A 21,946-nucleotide genomic window follows, 5' to 3' on the forward strand; every position below is an offset into this window, starting at 1 on the left:
ACAGCCCAGGCTGTCCGCTTTTTTTTGGGGGCGGCGCACCCCGGTGACAGCTGATTTTCAGGACCGTGGCACATGCATGAGCATCCGCTACAACGCTTCTTCAAATCCTTGCGCGAACGTCCGGTGTTTGCGTGGGAGCGCTATCAGATGCGCGATGTTTTGGTGATCGATCACCCGCTGTGTCAGGCGGTGTTCAGTCGTCAGGGCGCGCAGTTGCTGCACTTTCAGCCCAAGGGTCAGAAGCCCTGGCTCTGGTGCGCGGCGAAGTGGCCGCATGTCGGTGCAATTCGCGGCGGCGTGCCGGTGTGCTGGCCGTGGTATGGCCGCCATCCGAGCGAAAACGCCTGGCCGTCCCATGGCTGGGCACGCTTGCTGGACTGGAAGCTGCTCGACAGCCGTCACGACAATGATGGCGTGCGCCTGCACTGGCAATTGCAGTTGTGCGACTGGCAAGTGGACCTGCATGCCCACCTTGGCGAACGCATGGAGTTGCGCCTGAGCACCGAGCATCAGGACAGCCTGCCGTGCCAATTGAGCCAGGCATTGCACGCCTATTGGCGTATTGGTGATGTCGGTGAGATAGCGCTGTCTGGGCTCGACGGGGCGCAAGGTTACGACCAGTTGAACCGCCAGGTTTGTCAGCAGGAAGGCGAGTTGCGGGTAGAGGGTGGCTGTCAGCGGGTGTTCCAGCATGACGGCGAATTGCAGCTCAAGGACCACGCCTGGCAGCGGCAATTGTGCATCGATACCGGGGATGATGCGGACACGGTGGTCTGGCACCCGGGGACGCGTCCGCTATTGGGCGTGAGCTGGAACGAGATTTCCGAGTTTGTGTGTGTTGAAGCGGCGAGCGGCGGGACCGATAGCTTGAGCCTGGCGCCGGGGCAGAAGGCGCATTTGAGTTTGCAGGCGCGGGTGGGGGTTTAGTTCAGGGTTCGTGGTGTTGTCGCTGGCCTCTTCGCGGGCAAGCCTCGCTCCTACAGGTCACCCTGAACCTGTAGGAGCGAGGCTTGCCCGCGAAGACGGACTATCAGCCGACAAACTACTCAAACCTGATTAATTAAACTCATCCCCAATCGGATACCGACTCGCATTCAAACTCTCTTTGATCTTGCGCAAATGCGGCTGGAAATCCACGCCACGGCGCAACGTCATGCCGGTCGCCAGCACGTCCAGCACGGTGAGCTGAATGATCCGCGAAGTCATCGGCATGTAGATGTCGGTGTCTTCCGGCAGTGGAATGTTCAGGCTCAAGGTACTGGCCTTGGCCAGCGGCGAACCTTCAGCGGTCAAGCCGAGCACCGATGCACCGTTTTCCCGGGCGATACGCGCCACTTCCACCAGCTCGCGGGTGCGACCGGTGTAGGAAATGATCACGAACAACTCGCCGGTGTGGGCCACGGAGGCAATCATGCGCTGCATCAGTACGTCCGCATGGGCGGTGACGGCCAGGTTGAAGCGGAAGAATTTGTGCTGCGCATCCAGCGCCACCGGGGCTGAGGCGCCGAGGCCGAAGAAGTGGATCTGCCGGGCCTGGATCAGCAAGTCGACGGCGCGACTGATCAGGTTCGGGTCCAGCGCCTGCAAGGCACTGTCCAGCGACGCGATGGCGCTGCCGAAAATCTTCTTGGTATAGGCTTCCGGATTGTCGTCGGCCTCGACCGCACGGCTGACATACGCCGCGCCACTGGCCAGGCTCTGGGCGAGCTGAAGCTTGAGTTCCGGGTAGCCGCTGACGCCGAACGAACGGCAGAAACGGTTGACCGTCGGCTCGCTGACCTTGGAGGCCTGGGCGAGGGCGGCGATGCTGAACCGGGTGGCCTGCTGTGGGTTGAGCAGGATCACTTCGGCGACTTTGCGTTCCGCCTTGTTCAGGTCTTCAAGGCGATTCTGGATCTGTTCCAGTAAATTTCGCACGCGGTCCATATGATTTCCTTGGTGCACCTACACGAGTGCACTGCGATGCAAATAAGGGTGTTGCTATGCAAATTGGGCCTTTGATAGGGCCCCAAGCGGTGGCCTATCCTACTGATGGCTCCAACCGACCACCACTCGGAATCTGTATTTTGCGAAAATGTTGTGGTTATTACTACATTTTCTCTTGAGCGATGCCTTGAAAAAAGGTATTTGTAGCTTAACTTGATAAAAGAACAAACATCATGCCTTCGATTACGGTTGAACCGTGCACCTTTGCCTTGTTCGGCGCGCTTGGCGATCTGGCCCTGCGCAAGCTGTTTCCTGCCCTCTATCAACTCGATGGCGCAGGCCTGCTGCATGAGGACACGCGCATCATCGCGCTGGCCCGTGAGCCCGGTAGCGAACAGGAGCATCTGGCGTTCATCGCGTCCGAGCTGCGCCGCTACGTCGGTGCCAAAGAGCTGGACGAGGCGGTGGTCGAGCGCTTCCTGTCTCGTTTGAGCTACCTGCACGTCGATTTCCTCAAGGCTGACGATTACCTCGCCCTGGCCGAACTGGCCGGCAGCGCCCAGCGGGTGATTGCCTATTTCGCCACGCCGGCCGCCGTTTACGGCGCGATCTGCGAGAACCTGGCGAAGGTCGGTCTGGCCGAGAACACCCGCGTAGTGCTGGAAAAGCCTATCGGTTCGGACCTCGAATCCTCGCGCAAGGTCAACGACGCCGTGGCGCAGTTCTTCCCGGAGAACCGCACCTACCGCATCGACCACTACCTGGGCAAAGAGACCGTTCAAAACCTCATCGCCCTGCGTTTCGCCAACAGCCTGTTCGAAACCCAGTGGAACCAGAATTACATTTCCCACGTGGAAATCACCGTGGCCGAGAAGGTCGGGATCGAAGGCCGCTGGGGCTACTTCGACAAGGCCGGTCAGCTGCGGGACATGATCCAGAATCACCTGCTGCAACTGCTCTGCCTGATCGCCATGGACCCGCCGGCCGACCTGTCCGCCGACAGCATCCGTGACGAGAAAGTCAAAGTGCTCAAGGCGCTGGCGCCGATCAGTCCGGAAGGCCTGACCACGCAAGTGGTGCGCGGTCAGTACATCGCCGGTTACAGCGAAGGCAAATCAGTTCCCGGCTACCTGGAAGAACCGAATTCCAACACCCAGAGCGACACCGAAACCTTCGTCGCCCTGCGTGCCGACATCCGCAACTGGCGTTGGGCCGGCGTGCCGTTCTACCTGCGTACCGGCAAGCGCATGCCGCAAAAGCTGTCGCAGATCGTCATCCACTTCAAGGAACCGTCGCACTACATCTTCGCCCCGGAGCAGCGCCTGCAAATCAGCAACAAGCTGATTATCCGCCTGCAACCGGACGAAGGCATTTCCTTGCGTGTGATGACCAAAGAACAAGGCCTGGACAAGGGCATGCAGCTGCGCAGCGGTCCGTTGCAGCTGAATTTTTCCGACACCTGGCGCAGCGCACGGATCCCCGATGCCTACGAGCGGTTGTTGCTGGAAGTGATGCGTGGCAATCAGAACCTGTTTGTCCGTAAAGATGAAATCGAAGCCGCGTGGAAGTGGTGTGACCAGTTGATCGCCGGGTGGAAAAAATCCGGTGATGCGCCCAAGCCGTACGCGGCCGGGTCCTGGGGACCAATGAGCTCCATTGCTCTGATCACGCGGGACGGGAGGTCGTGGTATGGCGATATCTAATTTGCAATTGCCGCAGGGCGTCAGCGCCCATGCGTTCAAAAGCCCGGTGCTGCTGGCCGAAGGCCTGGCACTGCAGGTGGCCAGGCAACTGAGCGAGGCGATCGATGCTCGAGGTACGGCCACGCTGGTGGTGTCCGGCGGGCGCAGTCCGGTGGCGTTTTTCCAGCACCTGGCCAAGCAGACGCTGGACTGGTCGAACGTGGTGGTCAGCCTGGCGGACGAGCGCTGGGTGCCGGTTGAACATGCCGACAGCAATGCCGGTCTGCTCAAGCGTTACCTGTTGCAAGGCCCGGCGGCCAAGGCTCAGTTCCTGAGCCTGTACAGCGCCACCGCGAACCTGGAGCAAGCGGCCGAACAGGCTGATCGCCTGCTCGCCGAGCTGCCGACGATTGACGTGTTGGTGCTGGGCATGGGCGATGACGGCCACACCGCGTCGCTGTTCCCGAACAGCCCGAACCTGGCCGATGCCTTGAAAACCGACGGCAAGCGTCGTTGCTACCCGATGCTGGCGCCGACCGTGCCGCATCAGCGCCTGACCATGAGTCGTGCGCTGCTGACCTCGGCCAAACACAAGATTCTGTCGATTTCCGGTCAGTCCAAGCTGACCACCCTGAGTTTCGCGCTGGCCGGTGACGATGTCGCCGAAATGCCGATCCGCGCGTTTCTGCAACCCACGTTAGAGATTTACTGGTGCCCATGAGCCAAGGAACAGCCGCTATGACAACCCCATCCCCGACCGTTTCCATGGCGGACAAAGTTGCCCTGATCGACAGCCTCTGCGCCAAGGCGCGGATTCTGCCGGTGATCACCATCGCTCGCGAACAGGACGTGCTGCCATTGGCCGACGCCCTGGCTGCCGGTGGTCTTACAGCCCTGGAAGTGACCCTGCGTTCGCAGTTCGGCCTCAAGGCCATCCAGATCCTGCGCGAGCAGCGTCCGGAACTGGTGACCGGTGCCGGCACCGTGCTCGATCGCCAGATGCTGGCCGCTGCCGAAGCCGCCGGTTCGCAATTCATCGTGACGCCGGGCATCACCCGTGACCTGCTCGAAGCCAGTGTCGCCAGCCCGATTCCACTGCTGCCAGGCATCAGCAACGCCTCGGGCATCATGGAAGGCTACGGTCTGGGCTATCGCCGCTTCAAGCTGTTCCCGGCGGAAGTCAGCGGCGGCGTTGCGGCAATCAAAGCCTTGGGCGGCCCATTCGGCGAAGTGAAATTCTGCCCGACTGGCGGCGTCGGCCCGGCCAATATCAAGAGCTACATGGCGTTGAAAAACGTGATGTGCGTGGGCGGTAGCTGGATGCTTGATCCGGAGTGGATCAAGAACGGCGACTGGGCCCGCATTCAGGAATGCACCGCCGAGGCCTTGGCGCTGCTGGACTGACCTGCTTTTACTCAACACTTCGTTGTGTGTTCTACGGCTTTACGGTGCGCTTGGTCGGTGCACCGTTTTTTTTTGCCCAAAGAAAGCCCCCGTAGGAGCAAAGCTTGCTTGCGAAGGCGTCAGTCCAGTCACATCCGATGCTGACTGTACCGACGCCTTCGCAAGCAAGCTTTGCTCCTACAAGGACATCATGCGATACATAGTTACCGCATCTCGCCGCCGGTCCCGCGTTAACCTGCGTTCATCTTATGGAAGAGAGAACGTCATGGACGACAACACCTCAGTGACATCCGCACAACCGGCTTACCTGCTGTCACCCGAACAGATCGCCGGTCCGTATTTTCGCAACCCGAAACTGATCAGACGAAACATCAGCGAAGGACTGGACGGTATTCCGCTGGTGCTGCGATTGACGATCATCGATGCGATGACCCGTGAGCCCGTCAACGGGGCCATCGTCGATATCTGGCATTGCAATGCCCGCGGCGCCTATTCGGGGTGGAGCAAGGTCAACCCGGACAAGGAAGTCGATGTCGGCGATATCGGCGCGATTCCGCGTACCGACGACGACACGTATCTGCGCGGCGGGCAATTCACCGACCAGAAGGGCATCGTGCGTTTCACCACGATCTATCCGGGGTTCTATGCCGGTCGCGCGCTGCACATACACGTCGCGATTCGAGTGACCGCCGGCAACAACTACCTCGAAGAGCGCCACGTTGCCTGGGTCGGCCAGCTGTACTTCCCCGAAGTGGCCTCGCGCTCGGTGCTCAATGCCAGGGAATACAGCGGCCGAACCGTCACCGCGCTGACCAACGACGAAGACTATTTCTACACCAGCATGGGTGGCGAAGCCTCGACCCTGAACGTTCACACCCTCGGTCGAGATTCGAAAGAAGACGGTTTTTTCGGGCAGATGACCATTGGCATCGACACGTTCGCGATTTCATCACAGCTCAAGCCGGAGGACTTCGACAAGTACACCGTGTGACGTCAGCGCAGCTCGTTCAGTGCCTCGCTCAGCGCATCCATGTCTGCTGCAGTGGTGGTCAGCCCCGGCGTGATGCGGATGCACGGGCCACTCGCTGCGCCGCTGCGCACCACGGTAAACAGGTTGAAGTCCTTGAGCAGCCGCCCGGCCATCGCTTGTTGGTCGGTATGCCGGGTAAAGCGCATCGACGTGATGCCGCAATACAGTCGCGGATCGTCCGGGGTCATGACGTCGATGCCCGGCAAGTCACGTACGGCGCTGACCCAGCGGTTGCGCAGGTAATTGAGCCGGGCGCCCTTGGCGGCAGAACCGCCCATCGCCCGATGTTCTTCGAACACCAGCGGCAGGGTCAGCAACGCCGGGATGTTGGGTGTGCTGTACGGCGTGCGGGCGCGAATGTCGGTGATCGGGAAATGCATCTCGCCCATGTCCGGGTCGATGTCGGCAAGGCGCTCCGGGGCGATGTAGATGAAGCCCAGGGTCAGCGGCGCACCGATCCACTTGTGCAGGTTGAAACCGGCGAACGCGATGCCGAGGTCATCGAGGCTGAACTCGATCTGGCCGAGCGCATGGGCGCCGTCGAGGATCACGTCGATCCCGTGTTCCCTGGCGGCGGCCGCAATCGCCTGCACCGGCATCACCAGGCCGGTGCGGTGAGTGACGTGAGTCAGGGCCATCAATTTGAGCTTTGGGTAACGCACGAAGGCGTCGCGGTAAGTCGCCAGCAGGCTGTCGAAACTGGCGGGGTGGGCGTGTTCGATCTCGATCACTTCCACGCCGCGATGCCGGGCCAGCCAACGCATGGCACCTTTGACCGTGTCGTATTCCAGGTCGCAGATCAGCACCTGATCACCGGGTTGCAGACGATTGTAATTGCGGATCAGCGATTGCAATCCGTCCGAGGCGTTGCGGGTGAAGGCGACGGATTCGGTTGTTACGCCCATCAGGTCGGCGAGACGTTTCACGATCGCCAGGTTTTCACCCTGTTCAAAACGCTGGCGTACATGCACCGAGTTGCCGCGGTTGATGAGTTCGATGTTGCGCTGGTATTCCTCGATCACCGTGCGCGACATGCGGCCGAAGTAACCGTTCTCGAGGTTGATCGGGCCGGGTTCGACGGCATAGCGGTCGGCAAAGGTTTGCCAGAACATTTCATCACGGGCACGGCGGGTGTTATCGGGCATGGGGACGGCTCAGTGGCGAGGGGCGGGTTTGCCGTGTTTGGCGCGCAGCGGTTCAAGCAGTTCCGACAAGCCGTTGTGATCGATTTCCTGCATCAGGGCCAGCAGTCCGCCCAGTTCGCCATGGGGGAAACCTTCCCGGGCAAACCAGTTCAGATAGGGGCCGGGCAGGTCGGCAATGATGCGGCCCTTGTATTTGCCGAAGGGCATTTCGCGGGTAATCAGCAGTTCGAGTTTTTCAGGGTTCATCAATCGATCGTCTTGATTCAACAGCCTTGGAAAATACAGGCATTCTGCATGCAGGCCAATTGACAGATCATGCAAAAAAAACGGATACAGATTTTCTCTTTAAAACTAAGTTATTGAAAATTAACAAATAAATTATCAGTTCAAGGCTGGCATGCAGGGTGCAATACCTGTTGCATCTTTCATCAACCCGCAAGGAATTGAAAAATGACCGACATTAATAAAGAAGCGATCTCTGTACTCAACGACCTGATTGAAACCAGCAAAGATGGTCAGGAAGGGTTCAAGACCTGCGCTGAAGACATCAAGCATCCAGAACTGAAAACCCTGTTCATCTCTCGCTCCGCCGACTGCGCCACTGCGGCTTCCGAACTGCAGGCTGCGGTGCGTTCGATGGGCGGCGATCCGGAAACTTCCACCAGCGTCAGTGGAGACCTGCACCGCCGTTGGGTCGACGTGAAAGCGGTGTTCACCGGCAAGGATGAAGAAGCCGTGCTGAACGAAGCCGAACGCGGTGAAGATCATGCACTGAAGGCTTACCGAGAAGCCATCGAGAAAATCAACAAGCACAACCTGGTGGGCATTCGTGACCTGGTTGAACGTCAGTATCACGGCGTGCAACGCAATCACGATCAGGTGAAAGCCCTGCGTAATCAGGCTCGCGCACGCTCGTAAGCGCGCAAAGCCTGTCAAAAACGCCAGCCAGCCTGGCGTTTTTTTGTGCCTGGGTTTTAGTGCTGGACGCCTGATAGATAGCTAGCTAATAATTTGATTTCCCGGTCACTTCGATGAACCCGACTATCGTTAAATCGTCCTTTCAAGAGTGCTTTACGTGCCTATCACTTTGCAGGCTTTATTCGCGCCTGACCGCCGCGCCTTGCAGTTCGCGATCAAGACGTTACTCGGTGGCGGCCTGGCACTGTGGCTGGCATTGCGCTGGGGCCTGGAGCAACCGGCCTGGGCGTTGATGACAGCGTTCATCGTCGCTCAACCGTTGTCCGGGATGGTGGTGCAAAAGGGCTTGGCGCGGCTGCTGGGGACGCTGATCGGGACGTTCATGTCGGTGGTGTTCATGGGCCTGTTCGCCCAGACGCCGTGGCTGTTTTTGCTGGCGTTGGCGTTGTGGCTCGGGTTGTGTACGGCGAGTTCGACGCTGCTGCGCAGTGCCTGGTCCTATTCGTTTGTGCTGGCCGGTTACACGGTGGCGATCATCGCGTTACCCGCCATCAGCCACCCGCTGACGGTGTTCGACCAAGCCGTGGCGCGCTGCACGGAAATCTGTCTGGGCATTCTCTGCGCCACCGCCGCCAGCGCGCTGCTATGGCCGATGCGCGTCGAACGGCAACTGGCGGATCAGGCGCGAACGGCGTGGCAGAGTGGGATGAACGCCGCACGCGCAACCCTGGCCGGCGACGGTCAGGCGCGCAAGGGGCTGCTGGAAATCCTCGGCCGCATCGTCGCGGTGGATGCCCAGCGCGAACATGCCTGGTTCGAAGGCGGGCTGGGTCGGCAGCGTGCGCGGGCCATCAGCGGATTGAGCCAGAAACTGTTGATGTTGCTGCGCATTGCGCGCTCGGTGCGCCGGCAATGGAAGCAGCTTGAACCGCAGGAAGCCGAGCAATTGATGCCGTGGATGACCGAGGTTCAGCAAGCGCTCGCCAGCCCGGACACCGCAGCGCTGCAAACTTTGCGACCGCGCTTGCTCGACGCCAGCCATGACCCGCAGATCAGCTCCGCGCAAAGTTACTGTCTGGTCCGTTTCACCCTGCTGATGGATACCGCGATGGCGGCGAGCGCGGCATTGACGGCGGTGGAGGAGGGCAAGGAAACCGTCGACCCGCCGCGCACCCTGACACCGCACCGCGACCTGTCTTTGGCGCTGGTGTTCGGCGCGCGCAGTGCCTTGGCGTTTCTGGTGGTGTCGTGTTTCTGGTTGGCCACTGCATGGCCCGCCGCATCGGGCGCATTGGTGCTGACGTGTGTGGTGTGCAGCCTGTTCGCCAGTCGCGAAAACGGCGCGCAAATCGGCATGAGTTTCATGCGCGGGATATTTCTGGCGATCCCGGCGGCGTTTTTTGTCGGGCAGATTCTGCTGCCGCAATGGAGTGGTTTTGCGCTGCTCTGCATGGGCATGGGCGTGCCGTTGTTTTTCGGTGCGCTGGGCATGGCCAGGCCGCAGATCGGTGCCACGGCCACGTCGTTCTGTCTGCATTTCATCGTGCTGGTGTCACCGCTCAACGCGATGAAGTTTGATGTCGCGACGTTCTTCAACAGCGCTCAAGCCATGGTGGTGGGCGTCGGTGCGGCGGTGCTGGCCTTCCACTTGCTGATCCTGCGCAACCCGACGTGGCACGGTCGGCGTTTGCTGGCGGCGACCCTCGACGACCTGGTGCGCCTGACCCGGCGCAACCTGCGCGGTGCCGAAAGCTGGTTCGGCGGACGCATGGCCGACCGCTTGCTGCAACTGGCGCGGCACTATCCGGAACTGCCGGAACCGGCGCGCAGCCGCTGGGACGACGGCTTGCTCGGTCTCGATATTGGTGACGAGCTGCTGCATTTGCGCTTGAGCCTGGCGGCGGCGCAGGCACCGGTCAATGCAGCGCAGCGGCGTTATCTCGAACAACTGGAAAACATCCTCGAACAAGGCCCGGCCGGCCACTGCGCGGATGCGCTGGAACAACCCAGCGAAGAATTCTTGAAAACCTTGTACGCGTTGCCACCCAGCGACCCGGTGAAACTGGCCCAGGGCGCGGTGCTGCAATTGCAGAACAGCTGGCGCGCCTGGTGCCATCAACAGGAGCAAAGCCATGGGCTTGCGTGAATGGTCGGTGGGCGGCGTGCTGCTCAGTCCGTTTTTGATTTATGTGGTGCTGGCGCTGCTGGTCACCGGGGGCTTGCGCCTGCTGTTGCGCCTGACCCCGGCCGGTCGCTGGATCTGGCACGAAGCGTTATTCGATTGCGCCTTGTACGTCTGTGTATTGACCCTGATCACCGTCGTCCTCGGACCTTTATAAGGAGTTGAACATGCGTACACCCGTGCGTGTCGCGGTAACCCTGTGCCTGGTGGTGCTGGCGATTTTTGCCGGTTTCCATTTGTGGCAGTACTACATGCTCACGCCGTGGACCCGGGACGCGCGGATTCGTGCCGACGTGGTGGTCATCGCCCCGGATGTGTCGGGCTGGGTGCGTGAACTCAAGGCCTTCGACAACCAGCCGGTGAAGGCCGGCGATCTGTTATTGAGCATTGACCGCGACCGTTTCGAAGCGGCGCTGGAGAAGGCGCAAGCGGTGGTGCAGACCCGTCAGCAGCAACTCAACCTGCGCGAGCGCGAAGCCAGCCGTCGCGCCAGCCTCGGCCCGCAAGCGATCAGTGCCGAGCTGCGCGAAAATGCGCAAATCAACGCCGGTATCGCTCGTGGCGAACTGCGTGAAGCCCAGGCCGAAGCCAAGGTCGCCGAGCTCAATCTCGCCCGCAGTCAGGTCCACGCGCCCCGCAGCGGCCACATCACCAACCTGCGCCTGGCCCAGGGCAATTACGTGAATGCCGGGCAACCGGTGATGGCGTTGATCGATGATTCAACGTTTTATGTGCAGGCGTATTTCGAAGAAACCAAACTGCCGCGGATTCGCGTCGGCGATCCGGTGAAGGTCTGGTTGATGAGCGCGGGCGAGGCGCTGGATGGGCAGGTGGAAAGCATCAGTCGCGGGATTACCGATCGCAACACCACGCCGGATGGGCAGTTGTTGGCGGAGGTGGAACCGACATTCAACTGGGTGAGACTGGCGCAGCGGATTCCGGTGCGAATCAAACTGGACAAGGTGCCCGAGGGGATCAATTTGAGTTCGGGGATGACGGCGAGTGTGCAGGTGCAGGAAGGACCATAAGATCAAAAGATCGCAGCCACTGTAGGAGCCGGTTTGCCGGCGATGGGATCAACGCGGTTTCCTTGAGATACCGAGGCGTACGCATCGCCAGCAAGCCGGCTCCTACAGTTGAGCGCCGTACTTAGCCGATGCTGATCGCCGGCAGACTAGTCAACGTCACGGTCTGCTGTTTGCGCGGTGCCAGAATCTCCGCCTCGCCATCCACCACCAACTCATCGCGCTGGTTGAACACGCGGGTGGCAATGCGCACACGGAATTTCGGCAACTTCTCCAGAATCTCCAGGCGCACCGTCAGCGTGTCGCCAAGCTTCACCGGCTTCTGAAAGCTCATCTGCTGACCGATATAAATAGTCCCCGGCCCAGGCAACTCGCAGGCAACCGCAGCACTGATCAACGCGCCACTGAACATGCCGTGCGCGATGCGTTCCTTGAACATGGTGCCGGCGGCGAATTCGGCGTCCAGATGCACCGGGTTGTGGTCACCCGACATGGCGGCGAACAGCTGAATGTCACGCTCTTCGACCGTCTTGCTGTAGCTGGCGGTCTGGCCGACTTCGAGGGCTTCGTACGGGGTGTTGGTAACCTGGGTCATCTGTTTCAATTCCTGTGACAAATAAAAAAACCACAAAAAAACTATTCGGATCGGGGCGGGCGGCGGTGGTTCAGGGCTTGTGCGATCCAGCCCAGCACATCGGCCGTCACCTCATCGCGGTTGCTCTCGTTGAACAGTTCGTGCCGTGCCTGCGGATAAATCGTCAGTTGCAGGCTCTGGCTGCCCGCGGCGCGTAGCGCATCGGTCAGATCTTTCAGACGCTTGCCTTCGCTCACCGGATCACATTCACCGCCTATCACCAGCAACGGCAGGCCCGGATCGATCTGAGCGAGATTGGACGCTTTGCTGATTTGCTGCAAGCCGCCGAGCAAATCGATCCACAGTTGGTTGGTGCAGCGGAAGCCGCAGAGCGGGTCGTTGGCGTACAGATCGACCTCCACCGGGTCGCGGCTAAGCCAGTCGAACCGGGTGCGGGCCGGTTTGAAGGCCTTGTTGAACGAGCCGAACGACAGCCATTCGATCAGCGCACTACGGCCCTTCGGCCCTTGGCGCAGTCGTTCCAGGCGGGCAATCTGCCGCGCCGCGCGATAAAGCGCCACGGGCTGGAAGTTCGAACCGCTGAGCACCGCGCCGTGCAGGCTGGCGCTGTGATGCAGCAGATAAGCCTGGGCGATGTAGCTGCCCATGCTGTGGCCGAGCAACACGATCGGCACGCCGGGATGATGCTGGCCAATGTGCTGATTGAGGCTGGCGAGGTCGCCGACCACCTTGCACCAGCCATCGTCGTCGGCGAAATGACCGAGTGTCCCGTTTTCGGCAGTTTTGCCATGTCCACGCAGGTCCGGCGCGTACACACCGTAGTCCTGTGCGCAGCACTTTTCTGCCAGGCGCGCATAGCGACCGCTGTGTTCGGCCATGCCGTGGGCTAGCAGGATCACCGCTTTCAACGGTGCAGCGGGCAGCCACTGGTTGACGAAGAGGCGGCTGCGGTCACTCGCGGTCAGCCAGAAGGTGTCGTGGATCATGGCGATTCCTTTGCATGGGCTCGGCCCATTGTATAGCGCATCCTGCGCTTGCCGTCTGATCAGGCCGCACCACGGCAACGAGATTCACACGGTCAATGACGGTTGTTGGCATATTTGCCTGATTCGCCATAGCTGCTAGTGTCCGTGAAGCTCCGCTTTTTCAAAGGTGACACAAAAGCGGCCCCGGATAGGTTCAGGTAAAGAGGACAAGAACAATGCAACCTGATTTCTGGAATGACAAACGCCCGGCCGGCGTACCCCTGGACATTGAACAAGGGGCTTACAAGTCGGTAATCGAGGTGTTCGAGCGTTCCTGCAAAAAATTTGCTGACCGCCCGGCCTTCAGCAACATGGGCGTCACCCTGACCTACGCCGAACTGGAACGCTACAGCGCCGCGTTCGCCGGTTACCTGCAAGCCCACACCGACCTGGAGCCCGGCGATCGCATCGCGGTGCAGATGCCCAACGTCCTGCATTACCCGATTGCCGTGTTCGGTGCGTTGCGCGCCGGGCTGATCGTGGTCAACACCAACCCGCTGTACACCGCGCGGGAAATGCGTCATCAGTTCAAGGACTCCGGTGCCCGGGCACTGGTTTACCTGAACGTATTCGGGCAGAAGGTCCAGGAAGTGCTGGCCGACACCGACATCCAGTACCTGATCGAAGCGAAGATGGGCGACCTGATGCCTGCCGCCAAGGGCTGGCTGGTCAACACGCTGGTCAGCAAGGTCAAGAAAATGGTCCCGGACTACGCTTTGCCGCAGGCGATCTCCTTCAGGAGCGCGCTGCGTCTGGGCCGGGGCCTGGGCATCAAGCCGTTGAACGCCGGACTCAACGATATCGCCGTGCTGCAATACACCGGCGGCACCACCGGGCTGGCCAAGGGCGCGATGCTGACCCACGGCAACCTGGTGGCGAACATGCAGCAGGCGCGCGCCTGCCTCGGCCAGTTCGGCGCTGACGGTCAGCCATTGTTGCGCGAAGGGCAGGAAGTGATGATCGCGCCGCTGCCGCTGTACCACATCTATGCATTCACGGCGAATTGCATGTGCATGATGGTGACCGGCAACCACAACGTGCTGATCACCAATCCACGAGACATCAAGGGTTTCATCAAGGAGCTGAAAAACTGGCGGTTCTCGGCGTTGCTGGGGCTCAACACGCTGTTCGTCGCGTTGATGGACCATCCGGACTTCAAGACCCTGGATTTCTCCAGCCTCAAACTCACCAACTCCGGCGGCACTGCGCTAGTCAAGGCCACCGCCGAGCGCTGGGAGCAACTGACCGGTTGCCGCATCACCGAAGGTTACGGCCTGACCGAAACCTCACCGGTGGCGTGCACCAACCCGTACGGCGACAAATCGCGGATCGGCACGGTCGGCCTGCCGGTGCCGGGCACTACGCTGAAAGTCATCAACGATGAAGGCGTCGAGCAACCGTTGGGCGAGCGCGGCGAACTGTGCATCAAGGGCCCGCAGATCATGAAGGGCTACTGGCAGAAACCCGAAGCCACTGCCGAAGTGCTGGATGCCGAAGGCTGGTTCAAGTCCGGCGACATCGCGGTGATCGACCCGGACGGTTTTGTGCGCATTGTCGACCGCAAGAAAGACATGATCATCGTCTCGGGTTTCAACGTGTATCCGAACGAAATCGAAGACGTGGTGATGGCTCACCCGAAAGTCGCCAACTGCGCCGTCATCGGTGTGCCGGACGAACGTTCGGGCGAGGCGGTGAAGTTGTTTGTGGTGGCGCGTGAGTCGGGGGTCAGCCTTGAAGAGTTGAAGGCTTACTGCAAGGAAAACTTCACCGCGTACAAAGTGCCCAAGCACATCGTGTTGCGTGAGTCGTTGCCGATGACGCCAGTGGGCAAGATTCTGCGGCGGGAGTTGCGGGATATCGCGTAACCGATAAATGGCCGCGTTTCGCGCGGTTCGCGGGCAAGCCTCGCTCCTACAAGGTCAGTGTTGTTCATAAGGTAATGAACGACACAAAACCTGTAGGAGCGAGGCTTGCCCGCGATGCTTTTAAGGCGGAGGCCCCGATTTTCGGGGCTTTCAGCAACATATAGGTTTTTTGCTCTAAAATGACCGCTTGTCATTCTTGAGTCACTAATGTGACTGTAGAGGCCGCTTTTGGCTCTAGTCGGCCCTTGGCAAAGCTGCTACTCTCGGCGCGCTTTGTGACCTCTCGGCCTCTGTAAAAAGCCCAGACTCACCAATAATCAAACACCAATAATAATCGCATCAAATGCGGTATTTGAATTCGCGTTGCTGAGGAGTGGGCTTCCATGATCGAAGACTTCTGGAAGGATAAGTACCCTGCCGGGATTGCTGCCGACATCAATCCGGACGAGTATCCGAATATTCAGGCAGTGTTGAAACAGTCCTGCCAACGCTTCGCCGACAAGCCGGCATTCAGTAACCTGGGCAAGACAATCACCTACGGTGAACTGTACGAATTGTCCGGTGCCTTTGCCGCTTACCTGCAACAGCATACCGACTTGCAGCCGGGCGATCGAATCGCCGTGCAACTGCCCAACGTCTTGCAGTACCCGGTCGCTGTGTTCGGTGCCATCCGCGCCGGGCTGATCGTGGTCAACACCAACCCGCTGTACACCGCGCGGGAAATGGAACACCAGTTCAACGACTCCGGCGCCAAAGCCCTGGTCTGCCTGGCCAACATGGCGCATCTGGCCGAGGCCGTCGTGCCGAAAACCGGCGTCAAGCACGTCATCGTCACCGAAGTCGCCGACCTGCTGCCACCGCTCAAGCGCCTGCTGATCAACAGCGTCATCAAGTACGTGAAGAAGATGGTCCCGGCGTATCACTTGCCCAAAGCCATCAAGTTCAACGACGTGTTGAGCAAGGGCCATGGCCAGCCAGTGGCTGAAGCCAACCCGGCCAGCAGCGACGTGGCAGTGCTGCAATACACCGGCGGCACCACCGGCGTGGCCAAGGGCGCGATGCTGACCCATCGCAACCTCGTCGCCAACATGTTGCAGTGCAAGGCGCTGATGGGTTCCAACCTGAATGAAGGTTGCGAGATCCTGATCACGCCGCTGCCGCTGTACCACATCTATGCCTTCACCTTCCATTGCATGGCGATGATGCTGATCGGCAACCACAACATCCTGATCAGCAACCCGCGCGACCTGACGGCGATGGTCAAGGAACTGTCGAAGTGGAAGTTCAGCGGCTTCGTCGGCTTGAACACGCTGTTCGTGGCCCTGTGCAACAACGAAGGCTTCCGCAAGCTGGATTTCTCGGCGCTGAAAGTCACCCTGTCGGGCGGCATGGCCCTGCAACTGGCCGCGGCCGAACGCTGGAAAGCGGTCACCGGTTGCGCCATCTGCGAAGGTTACGGCATGACCGAAACCAGCCCGGTGGCCACCGTGAACCCGATCCAGAACATCCAGATCGGCACCATCGGCATTCCGGTGCCGTCGACCCTGTGCAAAGTCATCGACGATGCCGGCGTTGAACAACCGTTGGGCGAAATCGGCGAACTGTGCGTGAAAGGTCCGCAGGTGATGAAGGGCTACTGGCAGCGTCAGGAAGCCACCGACGAAATGCTCGACAGCGAAGGCTGGTTGAAGACCGGTGACATCGCGCTGATCCAGCCTGACGGCTACATGCGCATTGTCGATCGCAAGAAAGACATGATCCTGGTGTCCGGTTTCAACGTGTACCCGAATGAGCTCGAAGACGTGCTCGCGACCCTGCCGGGCGTGCTGCAATGCGCGGCCATCGGCGTGCCGGACGAGAAGTCGGGCGAGGCGATCAAGATTTTCATCGTCGCCAAACCGGGCGTGACCCTCACCAAGGAGCAAGTGATGGAGCACATGCGTGCGAACGTCACCGGCTACAAAGTGCCGAAAGCCGTCGAGTTCCGCGATGCGCTGCCGACGACCAACGTTGGCAAGATCCTGCGTCGGGAATTGCGTGATGAAGAGCTGAAGAAGATCAACGCGAAGAAGACCACCGCGTAATCCAGCAAAAAGCCCCGCAGATGCGGGGCTTTTTGTTGGCTGACTTGAAAGGTTCGTTGTCTGATCGATTGCCATCGCGAGCAGGCTCGCTCCCACATTTTTGTCCGCGTTCTATCAGGATGAATGCGATCAACTGTGGGAGCGAGCCTGCTCGCGAAGCTTTTGATTTTCTTTTGGGTTATTGGCGGAACGGCGCGAAATTGACGTTGGTGCCCGCCGGGCGCATGTCCTGCAGGTACGAATCCTTGTCCGCACTCAGTTCCAGGCTCAGCGCAGCCTTGCGCTTGCCCTGGTTACGCACCACCAGCCCTTCGAGCTTCTCGCGCAGGAACACCGTCGGCACTTTCAGGTGCAGCAGTTCGTCGGTGTCCGGCGTGTGCATCAGCAGGTGAATCCATTCGTACTGACCAATGGCCAGGCGCGCCACCGGGAGATCGAACCACCAGATGTTGCGGTTACGGTTCAATTCGGCGAAATGGCAGTTGTTGACGCCAAGCACAGCACCGCCGAGTTCCTGGTTTCTGCGGGCAATGGCCTGCTTTTTATCGAGTTTCATAACATTCCTACGGGATTGGATCTTCAGGGCCGTGGCCTGAATACGTTGCGCATTCTCGGGGGTTGGTCGGCAAACATAAAGCCCAACCTGCACGGAACGATGAAATGTCGTTTTTGTGTCAGTCTGAACTTGCACACGGAAATTGTTTCAAAGTCGCCAAGTAGGCTACTTTGATGTAGAAAACGGCCCCTGAGTCGCCACGACTTCAACCCCATTGCGGCGAAAGGAGACGCTAATGATTTTCCCGGACATGAAAGGTGTGCCCCTCCATCGCGTGATGGTGCGCACGGTCACCGAGTTCGTCGCCGACGAGATGTCGACCTATGCCTCGGCGTTGGCCTATCAAATGCTGTTTTCGTTGTTTCCCTTCATTCTTTTTCTGATTGCCCTGATCGGTTTCCTGCACCTGCCGGACTTCTTTTCCTGGCTGCGCCTGCAATCGGAACTGGTCTTGCCACCCCAGGCGCTGGAGCAGGTGAACCCGGTGATCGACCAGCTCCAGCAATCCAAGGGGGGCTTGCTCTCGGTCGGTATCGTCATCGCGCTGTATACGGCCTCGGCCGGCGTGCGACTGATGATGAGCGCGATGAACGCCGCGTATGACGTGGTCGAAGGCCGGCCGTTCTGGAAGCGTTTTCCGCTGTCGGTTTTCTACACGATCGGCATTGCCGGGATGTTGCTGATTGCCGCCGCGCTGATGGTGCTTGGGCCGCAAGTGATGGGCTGGATCGCCGCGCAGGTCGGCCTTGAAGACTTTATTGTCACGGTCTGGACCATCGCTCGCTGGCCGGTCATCGTGATCCTGATGATGATTGCCGTGGCGCTGATCTATTACGTCATGCCCGACGTCAAACAGGAGTTTCGTTTCATCACCCCAGGCTCGGTGCTGGCGGTGGTGGTGTGGATCATCGCGTCGTTGGGCTTTGCGTTTTACGTCAAGACCTTCGCCAACTACAACGCCATGTATGGCAGTATCGGCGCGATCATTGTGCTGTTGCTGTACTTCTATATTTCTGCGGCGGTGTTGTTGCTCGGTGCGGAGATGAATGCGGTGATCGAACACATGTCGCGCGAAGGCAAAGACCCTGGCGAAAAAGTCGCCGGTGAACACGGTCCTGTCCACGAAGAGAAACATCACGTTTCCGGACTGGGCCGGGATCACTCGGTGAAACCACCCACTGACGAAGTCATCAAATGATCCGTGAAATCCTGAAAATGGGCGACGAGCGCCTGCTGCGCATTGCGCCGCCGGTCCCCGCCGAGATGTTCGACAGCCCCGAGCTGTGGCAACTGATCGACGACATGTTCCAGACCATGGAAAGCGTCGGCGGGGTGGGCCTGGCCGCGCCGCAGATCGGCGTTGACCTGCAACTGGTGATCTTCGGCTTCGAGCACAGCGAGCGTTATCCGGACGCTGAAGCGGTGCCGCAGACGATCCTGATCAATCCGCTGATCACGCCGTTGAGCCCGGTGATGGAAGAGGGGTTTGAAGGCTGCCTGTCGGTGCCGGGATTACGCGGCGCGGTGAGTCGGTATCAGCAAATTCGCTATGAAGGTTTTGACCCGAAAGGCGAGCCGATCGTGCGCATCGCTTCGGGGTTTCACGCCCGAGTGGTGCAGCACGAGTGTGATCACCTGATCGGCCGGTTGTACCCGTCACGGATTACCGACTTCAGCAAATTCGGGTTTACCGAAGTGATGTTTCCGGATCTAGATCCCAACGCCGACGATTGAAATCACCATAATCCCCTGTGAGAGCGGGCTTGCTCGCGAATGCGCAGTGTCAGGCTACATCAATGCTGACTGACACTGCGCATTCGCGAGCAAGCCCGCTCCCACATTGGGTCCACACGCCTATCCAACCGGCTCCAGGCCCATCGCTATCATCGGTTTGCTGCGCGCATAACGGCTCAAGCGTTCGACCATCGCGTATGGCATGGGCGGATCGAAGGTAAACCCGCGACGCTCATAAAAACCCCGCAAGTCCGGGTGGCAGAACAGCCACACCGGTTGGTCGAGACCGTTCACCGCTTCGGCAATCAGCGTCGCTGCGATCCCTTGTTCACGACAGGCCGGGTCGACAAACAAACCGGTCAACCAATGCCCGCCCGAGACCGGACGCAAGCACAGCGCCGCAATGATCTCGTTGCGCCGGGCCACCCACAATTGAGCGTCGCGGACCGCTTTCATCGACGATTTGTGAGCGCGATAAAACTTGTTCATCAGGGGCCACAACGGCTCGGCGAGCAAGGTGTATTGAGTGTCGGTCATGGGGCGGGTCTGTGTGTGCGCAAAGCGGGCGATTATAAAAGAACGGGCGGCCGGGGATAGGTGTATACCTGATCTCACATCCCGTATGAGTGGAGTACGTATCATGGCCAAAGGCATGGATTCAAAAAAAGCAGCGAAGAAGAAACCGGCGAAAACCGCCGATGAAAAACGCGCGGACAAGAAGGCCAAGAAGGTGGGTGTGTTCGGCCATTGATCCCGCTTTAATCGATCGTTCCCACGTGAGCGCGGGAACGATCATCAAATAATCTGCAAGATTTCCCGATGCCATTGCACAGAAGGGGACTGGTCCCCGATCTGAGCAACGCCATGCCCCATTACTTCGATAGTGCCCACCGAGAAGAAATCGAAACCCTGCGCCAGCGCCTGACCGCTCGCACCGAGTGGCCGACCTGGTTTCTGCTGATCGGCGTGTACGGCGGCTGGTTCGGCATCATGCTGGCCAGCAATCGATTGGGCGTCTGGTGGAGCACGTTGCTGCTGATTCCGCTGGTGGTGCTGTGGTTGTCGGTGCAGCACGAATTGCTTCACGGTCACCCCACCCGCTGGACCACGCTGAACAAAATCCTCGGTTACGCACCGTTCGCCGTCTGGTACCCCTACACGTTGTATCGCGACAGTCATCTGCTGCATCACCGCGACGAAGACCTGACCTTGCCGGGCATCGATCCGGAAAGCCGTTACCTGAGTGCCGAGCGGTGGCAGGGCAGTTCCGTGTTTGAACAGAGCCTGCATTGGTTGAACAAAACCGTACTCGGACGCTTCATCGTCGGTGCGCCGCTGGCCTTGCTGGCGCTGGCGCGCGAAGAGCTTCAGCGCCTGAGATCGGGTGATCGACAGGCCTGGTTGATGTGGCTGACCCACGGCGCACTGACCGTGTCGATGTTGCTGTTCATCGCCCATTACAGCGTGGTGCCGGTGTGGCATTACCTGTTGCTGATCAGCGTGCCGGCGCTGTCGATTGCAATGATCCGCTCCTACTATGAGCACCGTCCCCATGCGCAACCCGAGCAACGCACCGTGCTCAATGAAGCCGGCTGGCCATGGCGCTGGTTGTTCCTGAACCTGAATTTTCATCTGGTGCATCACGACTTGCCGGGTCTGCCCTGGTACGACTTGCCCCGCGCCTACCACGCACGCCGCGAGCAATGGGTGGCGCGCAGCGGCGGGTTTCTGGTGCAGGGTTATGGTCAGTTATGGCGTGAGAACGGGATAAAGGCGATCGACAGCCCGAAACACCCCTTCCACTGATTGCCAACGCATCCCCCCTGTAGGAGCCGGCTTGCTGGCGATGGCGGTGTATCAGTCCCATCAATGCAACATGACACACCGCTATCGTCGGAACGCCGCCCGCAGCAAGCCGGCTCCTACACGGGGAATTTTGTTGTATGGGAAAATTTTGATGACTCAACACATCACCGAATTACTGATGTACGTCGCCCCCGAACCCATCCGCCAGGCCAACGAGCGTTGGCTGACGCGAATCCTCGCACGTCTGGGTGCCACCCGCCGCAATGCCGATGGGCTATCGCTGATGGACCTGTGGCTGGCCCCGCAGTTGCTGCTGACCCAAACCTGCGGCTATCCGCTGATGACCGCATTGCGCGGCCAGGTTCGGGTTATCGGCCGGCCTCGTTACGAACTGCCGGACAGCAGCGGCGGCAACCATTGCAGCCTGCTGTTGAGCCGTGCCGATGATTCACGCCGGACCTTGCCCGCGTTTTTCGGCAGCCGTGGCGTGATCAACGGCGAAGACTCCAACAGCGGCATGAACCTGCTGCGTCAACGACTCGCGCCGTTGCACCGCGACGGTCAGTTCTTCGCCAGCGTCGGCATCAGCGGCAGCCACCGCGAGAGCCTGCGCTGGCTGCGTGAAGATCAAGCCGACCTCGCCGCCATCGACAGCGTGACCTTCGCCTACCTGGCGCGGCACGCCGAAGAGGAAGTGGCGGGATTGCGCGTGGTGGTGCGTAGCGCGTTCAGCCCGACCTTGCCGTATATCACCGTTGCGACGGCGACCGATGAACAGGTAGAGGCGCTGCGGCAGGTGATGAACGATACGTTGCGGGAATTGCCCGATGTCGTCGAAGTCCTTGGGTTGCACGAGGTGTTGCCGGCCGGCGAGAGCGACTATCAGGTTGTTCTCGATTATCAGCAGGAAGCTGAGGCGTTGGGGTTTGGGCGGTTGCGTTGAGTAGAGATCGCCTTCGCGGGCAAGCC

General features: G+C 59.9%; 22 protein-coding genes. 15 read left to right on the forward strand and 7 right to left on the reverse strand.

Annotated features, from left to right (window positions below):
• Positions 1-72: 72 nt before the first annotated feature.
• Positions 73-927 carry a D-hexose-6-phosphate mutarotase gene (locus tag ACM6IO_RS26875; protein ID WP_414912550.1) on the forward strand — a complete coding sequence of 285 codons (855 nt, stop codon included), beginning with the start codon at positions 73-75 and terminating at the stop codon, positions 925-927.
• A gap of 129 nt (positions 928-1,056) precedes the next feature.
• Here ACM6IO_RS26875 and ACM6IO_RS26880 read toward each other — a convergent pair whose 3' ends face one another.
• The gene (locus ACM6IO_RS26880) at positions 1,057-1,917 is read right to left on the reverse strand and encodes a MurR/RpiR family transcriptional regulator (protein WP_177318169.1); all 861 of its coding nucleotides are present in this window, start codon (positions 1,915-1,917) and stop codon (positions 1,057-1,059) included.
• 242 nt (positions 1,918-2,159) lie between these two features.
• Between ACM6IO_RS26880 and zwf the strand changes: the two genes are divergently transcribed.
• The 4 genes from zwf to ACM6IO_RS26900 all read left to right on the forward strand — a co-directional run bounded on the left by zwf (position 2,160) and on the right by ACM6IO_RS26900 (position 6,003).
• The gene (gene zwf, locus ACM6IO_RS26885) at positions 2,160-3,629 is read left to right on the forward strand and encodes a glucose-6-phosphate dehydrogenase (RefSeq protein ID WP_008032976.1); all 1,470 of its coding nucleotides are present in this window, start codon (positions 2,160-2,162) and stop codon (positions 3,627-3,629) included.
• Positions 3,616-4,329 (forward strand): 6-phosphogluconolactonase, encoded by a 714-nt coding sequence (pgl, locus tag ACM6IO_RS26890; RefSeq protein WP_414912551.1) that lies wholly within the window; start codon positions 3,616-3,618, stop codon positions 4,327-4,329. The genes zwf and pgl overlap by 14 nt, the downstream gene beginning before the upstream one ends.
• Positions 4,330-4,346: 17 nt before the next feature.
• The gene (locus tag ACM6IO_RS26895) at positions 4,347-5,012 is read left to right on the forward strand and encodes a bifunctional 4-hydroxy-2-oxoglutarate aldolase/2-dehydro-3-deoxy-phosphogluconate aldolase (RefSeq protein WP_008032978.1); all 666 of its coding nucleotides are present in this window, start codon (positions 4,347-4,349) and stop codon (positions 5,010-5,012) included.
• A 265-nt stretch (positions 5,013-5,277) separates the two neighbouring features.
• Positions 5,278-6,003, forward strand: a complete 726-nt coding sequence (locus ACM6IO_RS26900) for an intradiol ring-cleavage dioxygenase (RefSeq protein WP_192417067.1) — start codon at positions 5,278-5,280, stop codon at positions 6,001-6,003.
• A gap of 2 nt (positions 6,004-6,005) precedes the next feature.
• Here ACM6IO_RS26900 and ACM6IO_RS26905 read toward each other — a convergent pair whose 3' ends face one another.
• Together ACM6IO_RS26905 and ACM6IO_RS26910 are read right to left on the reverse strand one after the other, a co-directional pair.
• On the reverse strand, positions 6,006-7,187 hold the full coding sequence (locus tag ACM6IO_RS26905; protein WP_414912552.1) for an aminotransferase class V-fold PLP-dependent enzyme: 1,182 nt from the start codon (positions 7,185-7,187) through the stop codon (positions 6,006-6,008).
• Positions 7,188-7,196: 9 nt separating this feature from the next.
• On the reverse strand, positions 7,197-7,433 hold the full coding sequence (locus ACM6IO_RS26910) for a DUF3820 family protein (protein WP_003213031.1): 237 nt from the start codon (positions 7,431-7,433) through the stop codon (positions 7,197-7,199).
• A gap of 204 nt (positions 7,434-7,637) precedes the next feature.
• On the opposite strand from ACM6IO_RS26910, the gene ACM6IO_RS26915 reads away from it, so the two are divergent.
• The 4 genes from ACM6IO_RS26915 (at position 7,638) to ACM6IO_RS26930 (ending at position 11,315) form a co-directional block, all read left to right on the forward strand.
• Positions 7,638-8,105 carry a ferritin-like domain-containing protein gene (locus tag ACM6IO_RS26915; protein ID WP_008038590.1) on the forward strand — a complete coding sequence of 156 codons (468 nt, stop codon included), beginning with the start codon at positions 7,638-7,640 and terminating at the stop codon, positions 8,103-8,105.
• Positions 8,106-8,262: 157 nt separating this feature from the next.
• Positions 8,263-10,251, forward strand: coding sequence for an FUSC family protein (locus tag ACM6IO_RS26920; protein WP_414912553.1), 1,989 nt, complete (start codon positions 8,263-8,265; stop codon positions 10,249-10,251).
• Positions 10,238-10,444, forward strand: a complete 207-nt coding sequence (locus tag ACM6IO_RS26925) for a DUF1656 domain-containing protein (RefSeq protein ID WP_207285447.1) — start codon at positions 10,238-10,240, stop codon at positions 10,442-10,444. The genes ACM6IO_RS26920 and ACM6IO_RS26925 overlap by 14 nt, the downstream gene beginning before the upstream one ends.
• 10 nt (positions 10,445-10,454) lie before the next feature.
• Positions 10,455-11,315: an efflux RND transporter periplasmic adaptor subunit gene (locus tag ACM6IO_RS26930; protein WP_414912554.1), complete on the forward strand. Its 861-nt coding sequence runs from the start codon at positions 10,455-10,457 to the stop codon at positions 11,313-11,315.
• Positions 11,316-11,436: 121 nt separating this feature from the next.
• Here the strand turns inward: ACM6IO_RS26930 and ACM6IO_RS26935 are convergent, their stop codons facing one another.
• Complete coding sequence (locus ACM6IO_RS26935) at positions 11,437-11,907, reverse strand: MaoC family dehydratase (RefSeq protein ID WP_008032990.1); 471 nt, start codon at positions 11,905-11,907, stop codon at positions 11,437-11,439.
• Between the two features lie 41 nt (positions 11,908-11,948).
• The gene (locus tag ACM6IO_RS26940) at positions 11,949-12,893 is read right to left on the reverse strand and encodes a lysophospholipase (protein ID WP_414912555.1); all 945 of its coding nucleotides are present in this window, start codon (positions 12,891-12,893) and stop codon (positions 11,949-11,951) included.
• A 215-nt stretch (positions 12,894-13,108) separates the two neighbouring features.
• Between ACM6IO_RS26940 and fadD2 the strand changes: the two genes are divergently transcribed.
• Positions 13,109-14,797, forward strand: coding sequence for a long-chain-fatty-acid--CoA ligase FadD2 (gene fadD2, locus ACM6IO_RS26945; protein ID WP_008032992.1), 1,689 nt, complete (start codon positions 13,109-13,111; stop codon positions 14,795-14,797).
• Positions 14,798-15,180: 383 nt separating this feature from the next.
• Positions 15,181-16,881, forward strand: a complete 1,701-nt coding sequence (gene fadD1, locus ACM6IO_RS26950; RefSeq protein ID WP_008032993.1) for a long-chain-fatty-acid--CoA ligase FadD1 — start codon at positions 15,181-15,183, stop codon at positions 16,879-16,881.
• 178 nt (positions 16,882-17,059) lie between these two features.
• On the opposite strand, the gene ACM6IO_RS26955 is transcribed toward fadD1, so the two are convergent.
• Positions 17,060-17,437: a hypothetical protein gene (locus ACM6IO_RS26955; protein ID WP_008032995.1), complete on the reverse strand. Its 378-nt coding sequence runs from the start codon at positions 17,435-17,437 to the stop codon at positions 17,060-17,062.
• A gap of 235 nt (positions 17,438-17,672) precedes the next feature.
• Between ACM6IO_RS26955 and ACM6IO_RS26960 the strand changes: the two genes are divergently transcribed.
• Both ACM6IO_RS26960 and def read left to right on the forward strand, forming a co-directional pair.
• Positions 17,673-18,635, forward strand: coding sequence for a YihY/virulence factor BrkB family protein (locus tag ACM6IO_RS26960; RefSeq protein ID WP_192229124.1), 963 nt, complete (start codon positions 17,673-17,675; stop codon positions 18,633-18,635).
• Positions 18,632-19,171, forward strand: coding sequence for a peptide deformylase (gene def, locus ACM6IO_RS26965; protein ID WP_008032999.1), 540 nt, complete (start codon positions 18,632-18,634; stop codon positions 19,169-19,171). Before ACM6IO_RS26960 ends, def begins: the two co-directional genes overlap by 4 nt.
• Before the next feature lie 120 nt (positions 19,172-19,291).
• Here def and ACM6IO_RS26970 read toward each other — a convergent pair whose 3' ends face one another.
• The gene (locus ACM6IO_RS26970; RefSeq protein WP_226300147.1) at positions 19,292-19,708 is read right to left on the reverse strand and encodes a GNAT family N-acetyltransferase; all 417 of its coding nucleotides are present in this window, start codon (positions 19,706-19,708) and stop codon (positions 19,292-19,294) included.
• Between the two features lie 327 nt (positions 19,709-20,035).
• Between ACM6IO_RS26970 and ACM6IO_RS26975 the strand changes: the two genes are divergently transcribed.
• A complete protein-coding gene (locus ACM6IO_RS26975; RefSeq protein WP_414912610.1) occupies positions 20,036-20,977 on the forward strand; it encodes a fatty acid desaturase in 942 nt (313 codons plus the stop codon).
• 151 nt (positions 20,978-21,128) lie between these two features.
• Positions 21,129-21,920, forward strand: coding sequence for a phosphate/phosphite/phosphonate ABC transporter substrate-binding protein (locus ACM6IO_RS26980; protein WP_414912556.1), 792 nt, complete (start codon positions 21,129-21,131; stop codon positions 21,918-21,920).
• Positions 21,921-21,946 lie beyond the last annotated feature (26 nt).

Origin of the sequence: Pseudomonas sp. IT-P44 (genome assembly GCF_949768225.1) — a bacterium.
GTDB classification, from domain to species: Bacteria; Pseudomonadota; Gammaproteobacteria; order Pseudomonadales; family Pseudomonadaceae; genus Aquipseudomonas; species Aquipseudomonas migulae.

What these genes read in the sequence shown, in the direction of transcription:
- ACM6IO_RS26875 (WP_414912550.1), top strand. Translation starts at nt 73, where the DNA reads ATGCATGAGCATCCGCTACAACGCTTCTTCAAATCCTTGCGCGAACGT.
- zwf (WP_008032976.1), top strand. Translation starts at nt 2,160, where the DNA reads ATGCCTTCGATTACGGTTGAACCGTGCACCTTTGCCTTGTTCGGCGCG.
- pgl (WP_414912551.1), top strand. Translation starts at nt 3,616, where the DNA reads ATGGCGATATCTAATTTGCAATTGCCGCAGGGCGTCAGCGCCCATGCG.
- ACM6IO_RS26895 (WP_008032978.1), top strand. Translation starts at nt 4,347, where the DNA reads ATGACAACCCCATCCCCGACCGTTTCCATGGCGGACAAAGTTGCCCTG.
- ACM6IO_RS26900 (WP_192417067.1), top strand. Translation starts at nt 5,278, where the DNA reads ATGGACGACAACACCTCAGTGACATCCGCACAACCGGCTTACCTGCTG.
- ACM6IO_RS26905 (WP_414912552.1), bottom strand. Translation starts at nt 7,187, where the DNA reads ATGCCCGATAACACCCGCCGTGCCCGTGATGAAATGTTCTGGCAAACC.
- ACM6IO_RS26910 (WP_003213031.1), bottom strand. Translation starts at nt 7,433, where the DNA reads ATGAACCCTGAAAAACTCGAACTGCTGATTACCCGCGAAATGCCCTTC.
- ACM6IO_RS26915 (WP_008038590.1), top strand. Translation starts at nt 7,638, where the DNA reads ATGACCGACATTAATAAAGAAGCGATCTCTGTACTCAACGACCTGATT.
- ACM6IO_RS26925 (WP_207285447.1), top strand. Translation starts at nt 10,238, where the DNA reads ATGGGCTTGCGTGAATGGTCGGTGGGCGGCGTGCTGCTCAGTCCGTTT.
- ACM6IO_RS26930 (WP_414912554.1), top strand. Translation starts at nt 10,455, where the DNA reads ATGCGTACACCCGTGCGTGTCGCGGTAACCCTGTGCCTGGTGGTGCTG.
- ACM6IO_RS26935 (WP_008032990.1), bottom strand. Translation starts at nt 11,907, where the DNA reads ATGACCCAGGTTACCAACACCCCGTACGAAGCCCTCGAAGTCGGCCAG.
- ACM6IO_RS26940 (WP_414912555.1), bottom strand. Translation starts at nt 12,893, where the DNA reads ATGATCCACGACACCTTCTGGCTGACCGCGAGTGACCGCAGCCGCCTC.
- fadD2 (WP_008032992.1), top strand. Translation starts at nt 13,109, where the DNA reads ATGCAACCTGATTTCTGGAATGACAAACGCCCGGCCGGCGTACCCCTG.
- fadD1 (WP_008032993.1), top strand. Translation starts at nt 15,181, where the DNA reads ATGATCGAAGACTTCTGGAAGGATAAGTACCCTGCCGGGATTGCTGCC.
- ACM6IO_RS26955 (WP_008032995.1), bottom strand. Translation starts at nt 17,437, where the DNA reads ATGAAACTCGATAAAAAGCAGGCCATTGCCCGCAGAAACCAGGAACTC.
- ACM6IO_RS26960 (WP_192229124.1), top strand. Translation starts at nt 17,673, where the DNA reads ATGATTTTCCCGGACATGAAAGGTGTGCCCCTCCATCGCGTGATGGTG.
- def (WP_008032999.1), top strand. Translation starts at nt 18,632, where the DNA reads ATGATCCGTGAAATCCTGAAAATGGGCGACGAGCGCCTGCTGCGCATT.
- ACM6IO_RS26970 (WP_226300147.1), bottom strand. Translation starts at nt 19,708, where the DNA reads ATGACCGACACTCAATACACCTTGCTCGCCGAGCCGTTGTGGCCCCTG.
- ACM6IO_RS26975 (WP_414912610.1), top strand. Translation starts at nt 20,036, where the DNA reads ATGCCCCATTACTTCGATAGTGCCCACCGAGAAGAAATCGAAACCCTG.
- ACM6IO_RS26980 (WP_414912556.1), top strand. Translation starts at nt 21,129, where the DNA reads ATGACTCAACACATCACCGAATTACTGATGTACGTCGCCCCCGAACCC.